Raw genomic sequence first — 16,079 nt, 5'->3', positions numbered from 1 at the left:
TGGTCTTATCCCTGTCAAGTAGACAGTATTAAAAAAGACTAAGCAACCATCGCGATTCGATATTCTATCGGAGCTCGGTGGTTGAGTCGTTTTTGGAACCGTTTATAGTTATAAAAATAAATATACTCCTCAATTGCTTGTATTAAATCTGTTTCTGTTTTAAAATGATGCAAATACAACATCTCCGATTTTAAATGGGAGAAAAATGACTCGATACAGGCGTTATCATGGCAGTTTCCTTTGCGAGAGTRGCTGCCAATGATACCTAAATCTAAAAGTCGTTTGTTGTAGGCATGAGATGTGTACTGGAACCCCTGATCTGAATGGAGAATGGTTCCGCGCACATCTCTTTTTTGTGCCAACATTTCAATTGTATCTAATACAAGTTCATTATCATTGCGCTTGGAAATTTTCCAAGAAACAACTTCGTTATTATAAATATCTTGTACAACAGATAGATAACGGAATCCCTCTTGAAATCGTAGGTACGTAATATCTGTAACAAGTGCTTCATTTTGTTGGCGATTTTTGAACTCACGGTTTAAAACATTTGGAAAAGTATTGGAATACTCTCCTTTAAAGAAGCGACGCTTCTTTCGAATAATAGATTGCATGTTGAGTTCACTCATTAAGCGATACACCTTTTTATGATTCACAAAATAACCCTCTTCTTGTAAAGCAACTTTCATACGTGGATAGCCATATTCCTTGTGCTTTAAATGGATAGATTTTATCGCCTTTTTTAATTGTTGATCTAATTCTAGTCGCATGTTTTTCATACATTTTGTATGAATCCACTTGTAGTAACTTGAACGATGTATACCTGCAAATTTAGTAAGCCACGTAATCGGATATTCCTTTTTAATGATTCAATGATACGATATCTCTCTTTACATTTTAGTACGYCTCCATTTACAGATTTGGATATTGCTTTTTTAAATATTCAACCTGTRCCTTATAGTAATCCCGCTCTTCTTCAACAGTGCTGAAATGAACACGTTTCCCTTTTAAAGGATTTGGAATACCTTTCATGCCACTCTTCTTCCCACGTGTATCTGTAATTTCACCGCATTCTTTATATTTTTTCACCCAATTTTTCAGTTGTGTAGAGCTCTTAATCTGATATTTTTCCGTTATCATATCGTAGCTTCCTTCTCCATTTAAATAACTTTGAACAGCTGATAACTTTAATTCTTCCGAGTATGCATTGAATGTTGAACCTTTTTTAGCCATGAAAAATCCCCTCCAAGTAATAGTGTAACACCCATGTATGTACATGGTCTTTTTACACTGTCTACCTAAAGGGGATAATATCAANACCTTTTTTAGCCATGAAAAATCCCCTCCAAGTAATAGTGTAACACCCATGTATGTACATGGTCTTTTTACACTGTCTACCTAAAGGGGATAATATCAAGAGGCGTCCATTTTGATATGAGTGCTATTTTTAAGTAAGTAAGTGTCTATTGGTTTGAGCCAGAAGGTTTCTGTACATGTAATACAGAATAATGTAAAAACGTAAATTTAGGGGTGGCGATATGAAATATTTAGAGTGTTTAAGATCAGAAAAAGAAATAAAGCAAAACGAAATAGAAGTATTGAGTATATTTATGAAGAAATTCTTGAAATGAGGAGGATGCAAAAGTGGAAGCGTTGATTAAAGAGTACGATCACGGATACGTGATGTTGCGTGAAGCCATCGAAGGATTAACCAATGAGGTACCGTCAAGGAAATATGGTTTGACAACGCGAATTGTATTTTCCTAACCACTCCCAAAATAGGAATAGGTATACTTCCTTCTTAAAGTTTGGTATCTTTTAGCTTATACATGAAAATACTGAAAATGTTCTAAAGAAGGAATTACCTGAAATATAAATATAATTGAAAGGAGTGAGGTAATAATGGAGGTAAGTACCTTTTTAGGACTATTTTGGGGATGGGTGACAGTTATTATATCGGGAATCCTTTTTGTGCGCCCATCGGTACTACGTGAACTGAAAAAATTAGTGGTCGAGGACAGAGGGTTTGGAATTATGTATGGTTTTCTATCGATATTCTTAGGGCTAGGTACTGTAATTTTGCATAATGTATGGGAGTTTAGCTGGCAGGGACTTATTACAATTATTGCATGGCTCTCACTATTAAAAGGAATTTACATAATTGCATATCCTGAGCCATCTAAGAAAACAGACTTTGAAGTACGGATATTATCTACGCGTATAGTGCTTGCTATCCTTGCTGCTTTGGCTGTATGGATGCTTGTAGTAATCTATATGAAATAATTTGTAATTCAAAATATCGAAAGTCAAACCGCCAGTAGTGAATAGAGAGCCGACACGACACAAAATAAAGTGTCGTTTTTTTTATTCATGTATAATAGAAATATAAAAGAGTTCTTTTAATTAACAGGGTAGAACTTTTTAATAAAGATATAGTGTTTTGGATATTTTAAATTCCTTCAAGCGAGTTATTCGTCTATACAGATGAATAATAAAAATAATTTTTATTTAGAAATACATATATTGAATCAGCGCGCAGAGAGCCTGTCTTCGTGTGCTTTTTTATGATTGAGAGAGGTGTTCCTGGAGCATTTAAAAAGAATTGTTATATTCGTCTTTTGACCAGTTATCGTGTGAAAACGACCGATTATCGAAAATCCATTTACAGTATGTTAAATAGTTTTTATATTTATATCGAGTGAAAGGGATGTGATGAAGTGAAATTTGAATTGTCGATTGATCCATCGTATAAAGAGCCGAAAATCATTATCCTAACTAATAAAATGACAGATGAGATATCTGATATTATGAAGCGACTTTCGGAAACCTCTATGGATTCATTGGCTGTATTTTCAGATAGAGGTGTTGAAATTGTTGAATGTAAAGATATCGTCAGAATCTATGCGGAGAAACAGAAGGTATTTCTCCAAACTGCTGCTGGTATCTATACCGTGCGCTCAAGGTTATATGAACTGGAAGAGAAGTTAAATAGTCAATTTTTCGTTCGTATTTCAAATTCAGAGATTGTTAACATCAAAATGATTACGAATATGGATATTAGTATGACGGGAACAATTGGCGTGTTATTAACAGGGAATATCAAAACGTATGCTTCTCGACGCTGTGTTTCAAAAATTAAGAAACTGTTCGGAATATGAGGTGAAAACATCGTGAAAAATTTATTTAGTCGAGTTGTTGGTGGTTTTGTCATCGGCGTGATTATCGGACAAATCGTACAAATCCTTATTTCGCTCAAATTAGGACACGGAGAATATATGCCAGTTGTGGATCATTTTCGCTCTTTCTTTGTTAGTGAGATGACCGCTGTCATCGTGCAAATACTATTAACAGGGATTATTGGTGTCACATTCGCTACAAGTTCGCTTGTTTTTGACATAGTGAAGTGGAGTCTACTGAAACAGTACATCGTTCACTTTTGTATAACGACACTAGTATGGTTACCGATTGTGACACTCCTTTGGATGCCAAAAACATTCATAAGTACATTGTTTTTTTTCATTAGTTTTTTAAGTACGTATGTTGTTACGTGGGCTATTCAATATACGATTTCAAAGAATGATATTAAACAAATTAATGCTGCGATTCAATCAAAGCAATTAGAAGGGAAAGGTGACGAATAAATGGCCATTTCTATAAAAAATCTAACGAAAAAATTTAAAGAGCGCACAGCTGTCGACGATCTTTCACTGACGATTGAGAAGGGAGAATTTTTTGCACTGTTAGGACAAAATGCGGCTGGAAAAACAACAACGATTAAAATGCTTAGTTGCTTACTTACACTTACAAGTGGCGATGCACTGATGTTAGGAGATAGTATCGTCAAAAAACCTACGGCGGTAAAACAAAAAATAAACATTTCACCACAAGAAACTGCGGTAGCTCCGAATCTTTCTGTAAAGGAAAATTTAGAATTCATTGCGAGTATCTATGGAAGCAATAAGCAAGAGGTGAAGCGGAAAGCAGTGGAAATGATGACGAAGTTTGGACTTTCAGAGCGAGCAAAACATAAAGCAAAAACATTATCAGGTGGGTTGCAGCGCCGGCTTAGTATTGCAATGGCACTTATTTCATCTCCCCAAATCATCTTTTTAGATGAGCCAACGCTAGGACTTGATATTCGTGCTAGACACGATCTATGGAAGACTCTTCTTGAATTAAAGGGTAAAATCACGATTATTTTAACGACACACTATCTAGAAGAAGTAGAAGTACTTGCTGATCGCGTCGGCATTATGCATGGTGGTAAATTGCATGGGCTTGGAACGATTGATGAGCTAAAAGAAAATACGGGAAAAGCTTCTTTAGAAGATATCTTTCTTACACTAACTGAAGGAGGTGTCTAACTATGAGATATTTAGCATTTGCTTCACGTAATCGTAAAGAGATTTTACGAGATCCTCTTACACTCCTTTTTGGGATTGTACTTCCGATTATTATTATGTACCTTTTTTCAATCATGCAGAAAAATATGCCTTTTGACCTTTATAGTATAGAAAACTTAACGCCAGGCGTGATCGTTTTCAGTTTTTCTTTCATTACGTTATTTTCGGGGATGTTGATTGGTAAGGATAAAAGCAGTTCGTTTTTAATGCGGATTTTTGCTTCCCCTATGTCTGCGTTTGATTATATTATTGGGTATGCTCTTCCACTATTACCGGTTGCGATTCTTCAAATTGTCATTTGCTGTATTTCAGCACTCTGCTTAGGTCTATCTTTTAATGTGAATGTACTAGGGGCCGCTATTCTACTCATTATCATTGCAATGCTTTATATTGGATTTGGTCTACTACTTGGCACGTATTTTACTGATAAGCAAGTTGGTGGGATTTTTGCGATCTTTGTCAACCTTACAACATGGTTAAGTGGTACTTGGTTTAAGTTAGATATGATTGGTGGTGCGTTTAAAACGATCGGTTATGTATTGCCATTTGCTCATGCGGTTGATGCTACGCGATTTGCTTTATCTGGTGAGTATGGTGATCTTGTTGTACCTTTATCATGGGTAGTCGGCTATACGATCCTTATCTTCGTAATTGCTGTTTTGGGCTTTAAGCGGAAAATGAAAAGCTAACTAAATTGTATTCATATTTAAAACAATATAATTTTACGTAAGAACGTATGGTAGTTGAATAAATTACAAACAAATATATTATTATCTATATATAATAATATATTTGTTTGTAAAGTAATAGCATACATAATCATCAAAAATTTCCTATTTCTAAAAATTTAATCTATTGTATGAAAATTTCTATTTACTTTTCCTGAATAAAAGAGTATGATAATCGACAGTTTCAAATTTCTAAATCGCTGAAACCTTATGGTACGGGGGAACCGTTTTGTGGATTGATACATAATCCAAGGGGTGAATCCTTACAAGGTAGGGCTACTCAAAGGCCCGAATCCGACAGCTAACCTCGTAAGCGTTTTATGAGAAGGAAGGTGGAGCTTGTGCGACAAAAAAATTGATGTCTACAAGTTTATTTGTTATGAACTTGTAGGCATTTTTTTTGAAAATAAGTCTTTTAATCAGTTTTTTATTTAGCTAATAGAGAAATGAACGTATTAAATTATTGGAGAGTGGACATCAGTGGTTTCATCCATAAAGAGATTTTTAATTGGTCGACCGTTAAAGTCAACCGAATTAGGAGAGCAAAAACTTAACAAAACGAAAGCATTAGCTATTCTTTCTTCTGATGCTTTATCATCAGTTGCATATGGTCCAGAGCAAATATTGATTGCTCTATTTACAGTTGGCGCGTTAGCGTTCTGGTATTCTATTCCTATCGCAATTGGCGTATTAATTCTGTTAACGGCTCTAATTCTATCATATAGGCAAATTATCTTTGCTTATCCTCACGGCGGGGGAGCGTATGTGGTATCAAAAGAAAATCTAGGTATAAATCCAGGATTAATTGCTGGAGGCTCCTTGTTAGTTGACTACATTTTAACTGTAGCGGTAAGTGTATCTGCGGGAACGGATGCAATTACATCTGCTTTTCCTAGCTTACATGCTCATAATGTCGTTATTGCTATCATATTTGTGTTATTTATTACAATCTTGAACTTAAGAGGTGTAACGGAGTCAGCTTCTGTTTTAGCTTATCCGGTTTATTTATTTGTTTTAGCATTATTTATTTTAATCGGTGTAGGTATATACAACATTGTAACAGGTGAGGTTTCGCCTCATTTGCATACACCAATTGGTACACCAGTAGCAGGGATCAGTTTGTTTTTACTCTTAAGAGCATTTGCATCAGGTAGTTCTGCTTTGACAGGAGTTGAAGCCATTTCTAATGCAATTCCAAACTTTAAAGATCCTGCTCCCAATAATGCTGCTAAAACGTTACTTGCGATGGGTTCCTTACTTGCGCTGCTATTTTCAGGAATCGTATATTTAGCCTATTATTATGGTATTACTCCTAGTAAAGAAGTAACAGTTGTTTCACAAATTGCTGAAGAAACATTTGGACGGAACTTTATGTATTTCTTTATTCAAGGAACAACAGCATTGATATTAATCCTTGCTGCTAACACTGGCTATTCTGCTTTCCCTTTACTGGCAGTTAATCTTGCAAAAGATAAGTTTATACCAAGAATGTTTACGGTTAGGGGAGACCGATTAGGGTATTCTAATGGAATTATCATACTTGGAATTGCTTCAATTCTCTTAATTATTGCTTTTCAAGGGAAAACGGAGCATCTTATTCCACTTTATGCAGTAGGCGTGTTTATTCCATTTACGTTGTCCCAGTCTGGGATGGTGATGAAATGGGTTCGTGAAAAGCCTGAAGGATGGATTTTAAAATTAACTATTAATTCAATTGGTGCCATTATTAGTTTTATAGTTATGATCATGTTCTTTTTAACCAAATTCGCACAGGTTTGGACAATCTTAATCTTTTTACCTATCATAATTTTTGTTTTTCACCGAATTAAAAAGCATTATGAAGCGGTAGGTGATCAATTAAGTCTTACAACTTGTGAGCCAATTGTGCCGATTGAAGGGAATGTAATCATTGTACCTGTGGCTGGTATGACTCATGTAGTGGAAAACTCATTAAATTACGCTAAATCTCTTTCGCCAGATCAGATTATTGCTGTTTATGTTTCTTTTGAAAGAGAAGATGAGAAGAAATTCGAAGAAAAATGGAAGAAATGGCAGCCTGAGGTTAGACTGGTGACACTGCACTCTCATTACAGAAGTATTATTCAGCCGCTAACCAAATTTATTGACACAGTTCAATACAAAGCAAGTGAATCAAATTACCGGGTTACTGTAGTAATACCGCAATTTATTCCTAAGAAAGGCTGGCACAATATTCTTCATAACCAGTCTAGCTTACTGATTCGTGCATTCTTGCTTTATCGGAGAAATGTAGTTATTACGACTGTCCCATATCATTTGAAAAAATAAAGATTCAAAAACAAGAAAAGGTGGTTTTACGTATGTAGAGCTACCTTTTCTTGTGCTAAGAGGTTTTATAATTTATCTTTGTGTGTCCAATATTTGTTTTAAATTTGGTATTTCAAATCTTTTTACCACTCCAAAAGTTATTTTTCCTAACTCTGTTAAACTTCCATTCCATTTACTTTCAACAATTTTCTGAACGGCCCCACTTTTTTAGATTATCTACATCTTAGGGATGTCTTCAATACTATTAATACAATAAAGGTATATGTAGTTTTTTGATTTTTTCTTTAAGGATATTATTATTAAAGTGCATTTTCCACATTCTCCATTAAGTAAAATAGTGCAGTTTGTATCTGTTTCTCCATACCAATCTATAATTTTATGAGTATGCAAGGAAATCTCTGATTTATCAAGAAAAATTAAATTTAGAATGAATTATATAAAGAAGCTCCTTGGAGGGGATATTAAATTTGAATACATATCATATAGTAGGGAGTAGGTTTTAGTAAAAATTGAACAATACGATGGTTACTATACTTTCGATTAGGAAGGAAAAAACATGAAATTTCTGTCTCGTTTTGTTCGACATTTCCGCCGCTTGCAGTGGAAACTGACTTTGTTTTATGTGTTAACAACTATTGGTGTTTTATTAACACTTGAAATAGTGGGGTTTCTTATTTCACTTAGTCTAGTGAAATATAATGCAGACCGAATGTTTGAACAACAGATAAGTATACAAGCTCAAAATATATCTTCTAACTTTAACGGACCATTTATGAATCAAGGTCGACTGAAGAAAGCGTTAGAAGATTGGCCTATTGAAGTAGGAACTGAATTCGATGGATTTTCTATGGTCACTGATCCTGATGGGAAATTAATTGCAAGTGCTGGAGAGGGGGTGCCTCAGTTCATTGATTTTAAAGAAGAATTTCCTGCAAAAGTTTATCAACATATATATACAGCGCTGTCATTGAAACCATCTGAAGCACGTAAATTAAAAACATATAGCTATCATAAAGATGGGATTTTATATATTGTTTCTCCATTAGCGAATGAGAAAGATGTTCGTGGGGTATTAGTAGTTAAAGCAGAAAACATACATTTTTCTTTGTTCGATTTTTGGAAGGTTACCTTTCAGTTTTTTGGATTTAGTATTTTGGTTTTCTTGATTGGTGCAGCAATTGTTGGGATTACCTTTGGAATTATTACGTCTCGAAGTTTCGTTCGTCGTATTCAAAAGATATTAAATTCTACAGATCGATGGAGTCAAGGAGATTTCACAACATTTGTACATGATCCTTCAAAGGATGAATTGGGGCAGTTGGCACGTAAGCTTAATCAGATGGCGAAACAACTACGTACCTTACTTAGAGTACGGGAAGATTTAGCAACACTAGAGGAACGAAATCGATTAGCTCGTGAGCTACATGATAGTATTAAGCAACAACTGTTTGCTACATCGATCTGGTTGAATACTAGCAAATCTCTTATCGGAAAAGATGATGACACCGCAAAAGAACATTTGTTAAAGGCAGAAAACGTGTTACATCAAACGCAACGTGAATTAAGTGCATTGATTCGGGAATTACGTCCTGTTGCACTTGAGGGGAAGGATCTGGCACATGCATTAAAGGATTATGCGGGGATGTGGCAAGAACAAACTGATATCATGGTTAATTTGGAGACAAGTGGACAGCAACAAGTATCCCCTCTTATTGAAGAGACCTTCTTTCGTATCATACAGGAGGCGCTGAATAATGTTGCACGTCACAGTCAGGCGAATATGGTAAGGGTTTATTTAAAGTGTGAAGAAGTTGTAACACTTTCTATCCAGGACAATGGTTGTGGGTTTAATATTCAAAGGGTAGGTGGACAAGGAGTTGGTCTGTCTTCTATGCGTGAACGGGTTCGTGCATTAAAGGGGCATATTGATATCCAAAGCGAACTGGATAGAGGTGTGAAAATTACTGTCCAATGTAAACAAACAGATATTCAAGAAGATAACAAGCAAGATGCCAATTGTTATTCAGAAGAGGTGACAGAGAATGGAAAAGGAAGGTCAGATTTCGATTTTAATTGTTGACGATCATGCAATTGTCAGACAAGGATTGAATACCTTGTTCACAATTCAGCCTGACTTTCACGTGGTTGGAGAAGCAGATAATGGAAAAAGTGCTACGGCCCTAGCTGCTGAACTTGTGCCAGATATCGTACTCATGGATTTAGTGATGCCAGGTATCAATGGTGTAGAGGCGATTCGAAGGATTAAACAAGTTAGTCCTCGTTCGCAAGTGATTGTGTTGACTTCTTATCATGAGGACGAGTACATTTTTCCAGCATTACGTGCAGGAGCAATATCATATGTACTTAAAGACATTGAGCCTAATCAATTGGTTGAAACTGTAAGGAGAGGCGTGCAAGGTGAATCCATGATGCATCCGAAAGTGGCTGCGAGGGTTGTGAAAGAGATTCGTGTTACGAAACAGACTTCTTCAAATCCTTTTTCCGAACTTAGTGAAAGAGAGCTTGAAGTATTACGACTAATAGCTAGTGGTCTCACGAATGCTGAAATTGCTGAGAAACTTTTCATCAGTGAAAAGACAGTGAAAGGTCATGTTAGTAACATTTTAAGTAAACTTCATATGCTTGATCGTACGAAAGCTGCTGTTTTTGCATGGGAACAAGGGTTTATGCGCCTAGATTAGGATAGAAATTATGAATATATATTTAGAAGGTTTTCGAACCAATTCCTTTACATGGAATTGGTTTTTTGTTTTTTTGTAACATTTACGAGGAGGAGGACTATAATCTTGACCATTTCCCCCTTTTCTAAACGAATCTCTAGACCTGTTCATAAACAGTTCTGTGGGTTCGTTTCAAACTGGATTTTTTATCATAATATGAACGTATTCATCAATATACACTAGGGAGTTGAAGAATATGGTTTTTAAATTAAATCATATACGACAGTCGACTGACAACCACTTACAAAATACATTGAAAGGTGGGCAGGAAAATCAAAAAAATTTGCTGTCAGATTGGCATCGATGGGTTGCTTATATTTCTGCAATCTGGTCTTTCTTGTATGGAGTTTTGGGGATTTATTGGGCTTTAGGTGGTAATGGATTCCCTTTTGGTGAAAATGATCCCCGAGGGTTTATGATGGGGTCAGTTTTATCAAACATTCAATCAGATATGGGGGGAATGACAATTGCCTGTATAGGGTTCATTGGATCAATCGCTGCACTAGCGACAATCCGAATGTGGGGGAAAAGGATTCCCCGTTCATTCCTACTTATTTTCGCATGGGCAATGTGTATCACTCTAGTTATAGTGATTCCTGATGTCCGGATATTACAAAATTTCGCTTATTCCTTCATGCTACAGTTTCAACTAATCGATTGGCTTGTAATAAATCAACTTCTATGTATAGTAGGAGGAGTTTTGTGGGGAGCCACAGCCTTGGCTTATCAGCGTCGGAGCTTGAGGGCATGTGTGAACTGCGGACGCCTAAAAAACATGCAAAATAAATCAATTATCCGAAATAGGTGGGGAAAATATGCTACCTACATTGCTGTCATTATGGCACTTCCTTATGGTATCGTTCGTTTGGCGTGGGCTGTAGGTATTCCATTGGGAGTAAGTGATGCAACATCAATCAGTACTCAGCCCCTTATAGAACGAATGATTGAAGCTGTTCTCGGCGGATTACCCATATGTGGTGCCATCCTTACATTGGGACTCATCCAAAGATGGGGAGAAATTTTCCCAAGGTGGTGTTTAAGTCTATCTGGTAAACGAGTTCCGATTTGGTGTGCGGTTCTACCGGCAACATGTGCATCAGCTCTTATCACTCTTGCGGGATTAAAAATAAGTCCGATTATCATTTTGAAAATATTGGATGGTTCCATCAATACTGGAAATTGGGGAGAATTAGGGACTTCACTATTTTGGCTTCCTTGGGGAATAGCATTAGGAATGGCAACCATTGCTTATTATCAAAGAAGGAGAGGCCAGTGTAGATTTTGTAGAAGGTTTTAGAATTTTAACTTTCTAAGAGAAGGAGTTGTTCTTTCATGATGTTAAATACTGAGAAAAAAAGTGAAACCAGAATCCATATTTTTAGGTGGTTATCACTATGGCCAAAATGGATTGGGTATGTTGCGGGTGCGTGGTCATTGATCTATTTCATATTAGGTTTGTATTGGGGGGTGGGAGGAAAAGGTTTTCCCATTGGAATAGGGGATCCACAACCTGAATATTCAATGCTAGCTGGTTTAAAGCCAGAAATCGGCGCGCCTGTGATAGCTGCTTTTGGATTAATCGGAGTTGTTGTAGCTTTCATGATGATTCGCGGGTGGGGTGAAGGCCTTATACGGATTGTATTACTCATGTTTGTGTATATACTAGTGGTGATTCAGTTATTTGCAGTTATTGATTACCGTGTTTTAGTGACTGCGGCATATGGAATTGTCTTTTTTGTTGGAGCACCATTCGATTTTCCACATGGAGTTGATTATTTTGAGCGTATGATGTATTGGACGATTGTAAATCAATATATGAGTATGCTAGGGGCATTTTTATGGATTGCTACTGCGCTAGTCTATCAACGCCGAACACGAAATGTTTGTCAATATTGTGGTCGAAGCAGTATTCCTTCTAGATGGACAGCGCAATCCTCTGCAGCATCTTGGGGGAAATGGTGCACTTACATTGCTATTATTGTTCCTATCTGTTATTCCGTAACAAGATGGTGTTGGGCAGTGGGAATTCCACTCGGAACTACTAAAGAATTACTTGATTCCTTTGAACGTGATTCACCTGGAATTTGGTTAATGGGTGCGTTCTTGGCTACTGTAGCGCTCGGAGGGGCAATTCTTACACTAGGGCTTATTCAACGCTGGGGAGAACATTTTCCACGTTGGTTTCCATTCGTTGCAGGTAAGCGTGTACCTCTTTCATTAGCAATTATTCCTGCTTCACTGGTTTCTATTATGGTTACTTCAGCTGGTTTGATGTATATTCGAGGGGTTATTAATAAAGGCGGTCTAGATTATAGAGGATGGGCATTGGAAGGGCCAGAGTTATTATGGCCAGTATGGGGAGTGGCATTATTTGGCGCAACACTTGCTTACTACTATCGTAGACGTAATAGATGCAGACACTGTGGCAGTTTGTAGCTTATTTTGCTAATCAAAAAGTAGAAATGCAATAGGGCTTTTAGTAAATGTAAGAGCTATTCATTAATTTGAGAGCAGTAAGTCCTTGCTTCCAGAGAATGAAGATAGGAGATAGATAGAGGGATTTACTACTTATGAATAATAGAGGAGAAAGTGGATTTTTTTAGCAGGAGTATGATTAAGTAATTTTTTTCTTTCAATAAAAAAAGAAAGTAGGCTACTTTTTGCAGGGAGGAGAAGATTTCAAAGTAAGGAAATCTTTTTTGTGAAAGGAGTGTATGCATAATTGCATACACTTGAATTAATTATATTAAGATAATATTTCGTAAGGGGTTTTTTAGAGATAGATGTGCTTTTTAATGAGAGATATTCTTATTAATATTTTATAAAATTAATGTTATTTTATATTGAAATAAAGACAAGAAGCTATTGAAATAGCGCAAGGGAAAATACTGCTTTACGATGGGAAATAGCTGTGTTTAAATGACTTTACAGTATAAAACTTGAATTTAAATAACGAATCTTTTAGAAGTATCATGAAAAATGAATAATATTTTCTGTGTAATATATTCAATATCTAAATGGAATTTTCCTTCCAAGTACTATGGATAATTGGAAGGATTCTTATGGTATACAGTTTATTCATTACATAAAGGTATGATGAATGGTTGATGTGATTTGTTTTAAGTTCAAGTAGTACTGCATGTAAAATCTAGTTGAATGAAAGAGGTGGATATAGTAAATTATTATTCTATTTTTTCTTAAGATATTGTTGTTAGTTTTCTGCAAACAATGTAGTTTCCAAAATATTGATAGGGCAATAAAAAGCTAACAGCTAGAAATAAAGTTGACACATATCTGAAAAGGTTTAATAGGTATGGGAACGTTTCCGAAATTTACCTATTACAGCGAAATCAATAAAAACATATCAAATCTATATGGAACATAGTTAGTTACTAATACATTAGGAGGAATTAAAGTGAAAAAAACTTTAATTACAGGATTATTGGTTACAGCAGTATCTACGAGTTGCTTCACTTCTGTAAGCGCTTACGCGGAAGGGGGGCAATCTGAATTGAAACCAACATATGTGCAAAATGTAATGGCTGCGAATACATTATCAAACTCGATTAGAATGTTAGGATCGCAGTCACCTTTAATACAAGCGTATGGATTGGTCATTTTACAGCAGCCAGATATTAAGGTAGATGCTATGAGTAGTTTGACAAATCATCAAAAGTTTGCAAAAACGAATGTCCGTGAATGGATTGATGAATATAATCCGAAGCTAATTGATTTAAATCAAGAGATGATGAGATATAGTACAAGGTTTAATAACTATTATAGTAAATTATATGATTTAGCTGGAAAAGTGAATGAGGATGAACAAGCAAAAGTAGCTTTTGTAAGCACCTTTGGTAAGCTCCAAGGTCAAGTAGAAACGATTCAAGATAATATGGAACAAACTTTGTTGGAGTTAAATCGATTCAAAGCTTTATTAGTAAAAGATAGTGAAAGCTTATCTCAACAGGCTGAAATGGCGATTCAATCATTAAAGGGTTCAAATGGAGATATTGTACAGATAAGAGCCGACATTAAAAGAATTCAAGAAGAGATTCAAGCAGAACTTACAAAGATACTAAATAGACCAAATGAAATTATTAAAGGCTCTATTAATATTGGGAAGCAAGTGTTTACAATTACGAATACAACAGCTCAAACAAAAACGGTAGATTTTGTATCAATTGGATCTCTTAGCGATGAAATTGTAAATGCTGCGGATAGTCAAACAAGAGAAGCTGCTAATAGAATTCAGCAAAAACAAAAGGAATTAATTCCGCTTATTCAAAAGCTATCACAAACTGAAATTCAAGCAACGGAAATTACATTTATTGAAGATCAGGTGAAAAGCTTTACGGAGTTAATTGATAGACAAATTACTACTCTAGAATACTTGGTAAGTGATTGGAAGTCACTGAATGAAAATATGCTCCAAATGAAATCAAATCTTGAAACAGGTGTTCAAACAGATAGTAGTACACTCCAAAAGCAATTCAACCAGTTAAAAAAAGTCAGTGATGAGATGAATAAACAAACAAATCAATTTGAAGATTACGTGACAAATGTAGAAGTACATTAAATCTAAGTAAGTAATACATCATAATAATCGATGATATAGGGAGAGAAGAAAAATGACAAAAAAACCTTATAAAGTAATGGCTCTATCAGCGCTCATGGCAGTAGTTGCAGCAGGTAATATCCTGCCAGCACATACTTTTGCAGCAGAGAGTACAGTAAAAACGGCTCCTATTCATGCTACTATGGCAGATGCATCTGATAAGTACTCTGAGTATTCATTAGGGCCAGAAGGTCTTAGAGATGCAATGGAACGAACAGGTTCAAACGCCTTAGTAATGGACTTATATGCTTTAACAATTATTAAACAAGCCAATGTTAATTTTAATGGTATTACTGTAGTTGAGGATTCTTTAAAAACGAAAGTTGTTCATCATCAAGATGTGGCTAGAGGAAATGCGAACCAATGGCTAGATACAATTAAACCGCAATTGATTTCCACAAACCAAAATATTATCAATTATAATACGAAATTCCAAAATTATTATGATACGTTAGTAGCAGCTGTAGATAATAAAGACAAAGAAACACTAACAAAAGGACTTACAAGACTATCTACAAGTATTTCAGAGAATAAAGCAAAAGTGGATAAGCTAGTGGAGGATTTGAAAAAATTCCGAAATAAAATGACAACAGATACGCAAAACTTTAAAGGGGATGCAAATCAATTAACGTCTATCTTAGCAAGTCAAGATGCTGGAATTCCACTTATGCAAAACCAAATCACAACGTATAATGAGGCAATTGGTAAATATAACGCAATTATCATTGGATCATCAGTTGCAACAGCTTTAGGTCCAATCGCTATTATAGGTGGTGCAGTTGTAATTGCTACTGGTGCAGGGACTCCATTAGGAATTGGACTTATTGCAGGTGGTGCAGCAGCGATAGGAGGAGGAACAGCTGGTATTGTTTTAGCAAAGAAAGAACTTGATAATGCACAGGCTGAGATTCAAAAGATAACAGGACAAATTTCGCAAGCTCAATTACAGGTAGCTGGCTTAACGAATATTAAAAATCAAACTGAATACTTAACTAATACTATCGATGTAGCTATTACTGCACTGCAAAATATTTCAAACCAATGGTATACGATGGGATCCAAATACAACTCTTTACTTCAAAATGTTGAATCTATTAGTCCTAACGATCTTGTTTTCATCAAAGAGGATCTAAGTATTGCGAAAGATAGCTGGAAAAACATTAAAGAGTATGCTGAAAAGATTTACGCTGAGGATATTAAAGTAGTAGATACAAAAGCATAATATTAATTGTCTAGCATTACATATAGCTTTCTTGTTGAGCTTGTAAAGGTTCATAAGCCTAAC

Annotated in this window: 15 protein-coding genes and 1 riboswitch; of the genes, 13 read left to right on the top strand and 2 right to left on the bottom strand. The window is 35.6% G+C overall.

The window, feature by feature from the left end:
• Window positions 1–38: 38 nt before the first annotated feature.
• Window positions 39–821, bottom strand: coding sequence for an IS3 family transposase (locus AZF08_RS21010; protein WP_407639498.1), 783 nt, complete (start codon window positions 819–821; stop codon window positions 39–41).
• A 91-nt stretch (window positions 822–912) separates the two neighbouring features.
• Entirely contained in the window at window positions 913–1,233 is a 321-nt protein-coding gene (locus AZF08_RS32260) for a helix-turn-helix domain-containing protein (protein WP_063177354.1), read from the bottom strand.
• A gap of 411 nt (window positions 1,234–1,644) precedes the next feature.
• Between AZF08_RS32260 and AZF08_RS31840 the strand changes: the two genes are divergently transcribed.
• The 13 genes from AZF08_RS31840 (at window position 1,645) to nheB (ending at window position 16,016) form a co-directional block, all read left to right on the top strand.
• Window positions 1,645–1,767, top strand: a complete 123-nt coding sequence (locus tag AZF08_RS31840) for a hypothetical protein (RefSeq protein WP_265182903.1) — start codon at window positions 1,645–1,647, stop codon at window positions 1,765–1,767.
• A 135-nt stretch (window positions 1,768–1,902) separates the two neighbouring features.
• A complete protein-coding gene (locus AZF08_RS21000) occupies window positions 1,903–2,283 on the top strand; it encodes a hypothetical protein (protein ID WP_033674713.1) in 381 nt (126 codons plus the stop codon).
• 434 nt (window positions 2,284–2,717) lie between these two features.
• Window positions 2,718–3,158 (top strand): LytTR family DNA-binding domain-containing protein, encoded by a 441-nt coding sequence (locus tag AZF08_RS20995; protein ID WP_033674714.1) that lies wholly within the window; start codon window positions 2,718–2,720, stop codon window positions 3,156–3,158.
• A 12-nt stretch (window positions 3,159–3,170) separates the two neighbouring features.
• Window positions 3,171–3,641, top strand: a complete 471-nt coding sequence (locus AZF08_RS20990; RefSeq protein WP_033674715.1) for a DUF3021 domain-containing protein — start codon at window positions 3,171–3,173, stop codon at window positions 3,639–3,641.
• The gene (locus tag AZF08_RS20985) at window positions 3,642–4,364 is read left to right on the top strand and encodes an ABC transporter ATP-binding protein (RefSeq protein ID WP_033674716.1); all 723 of its coding nucleotides are present in this window, start codon (window positions 3,642–3,644) and stop codon (window positions 4,362–4,364) included. It abuts the gene before it with no gap.
• 2 nt (window positions 4,365–4,366) lie between these two features.
• Entirely contained in the window at window positions 4,367–5,092 is a 726-nt protein-coding gene (locus AZF08_RS20980; RefSeq protein WP_033674717.1) for an ABC transporter permease, read from the top strand.
• Between the two features lie 227 nt (window positions 5,093–5,319).
• A riboswitch (cyclic di-AMP (ydaO/yuaA leader) is annotated at window positions 5,320–5,463 on the top strand.
• Window positions 5,464–5,611: 148 nt separating this feature from the next.
• Window positions 5,612–7,438, top strand: a complete 1,827-nt coding sequence (locus tag AZF08_RS20975) for an APC family permease (protein WP_033674718.1) — start codon at window positions 5,612–5,614, stop codon at window positions 7,436–7,438.
• Window positions 7,439–7,994: 556 nt separating this feature from the next.
• On the top strand, window positions 7,995–9,518 hold the full coding sequence (locus AZF08_RS20970; RefSeq protein WP_033674719.1) for a sensor histidine kinase: 1,524 nt from the start codon (window positions 7,995–7,997) through the stop codon (window positions 9,516–9,518).
• Window positions 9,481–10,140 carry a response regulator gene (locus AZF08_RS20965; RefSeq protein WP_033674720.1) on the top strand — a complete coding sequence of 220 codons (660 nt, stop codon included), beginning with the start codon at window positions 9,481–9,483 and terminating at the stop codon, window positions 10,138–10,140. The genes AZF08_RS20970 and AZF08_RS20965 overlap by 38 nt, the downstream gene beginning before the upstream one ends.
• Before the next feature lie 235 nt (window positions 10,141–10,375).
• Complete coding sequence (locus AZF08_RS30555) at window positions 10,376–11,476, top strand: hypothetical protein (protein WP_033674721.1); 1,101 nt, start codon at window positions 10,376–10,378, stop codon at window positions 11,474–11,476.
• A gap of 38 nt (window positions 11,477–11,514) precedes the next feature.
• Window positions 11,515–12,615, top strand: coding sequence for a hypothetical protein (locus AZF08_RS20955; protein WP_033674828.1), 1,101 nt, complete (start codon window positions 11,515–11,517; stop codon window positions 12,613–12,615).
• A gap of 979 nt (window positions 12,616–13,594) precedes the next feature.
• A complete protein-coding gene (gene nheA, locus AZF08_RS20950) occupies window positions 13,595–14,755 on the top strand; it encodes a non-hemolytic enterotoxin subunit A (protein ID WP_033674722.1) in 1,161 nt (386 codons plus the stop codon).
• A gap of 52 nt (window positions 14,756–14,807) precedes the next feature.
• Window positions 14,808–16,016 (top strand): non-hemolytic enterotoxin subunit B, encoded by a 1,209-nt coding sequence (gene nheB / locus AZF08_RS20945; protein ID WP_033674723.1) that lies wholly within the window; start codon window positions 14,808–14,810, stop codon window positions 16,014–16,016.
• Window positions 16,017–16,079: the final 63 nt, after the last annotated feature.

This window comes from Bacillus gaemokensis (assembly GCF_001590835.1).
Lineage (GTDB): Bacteria > Bacillota > Bacilli > Bacillales > Bacillaceae_G > Bacillus_A > Bacillus_A gaemokensis.
This window is presented reverse-complemented; position numbering and strand designations above follow the sequence as displayed.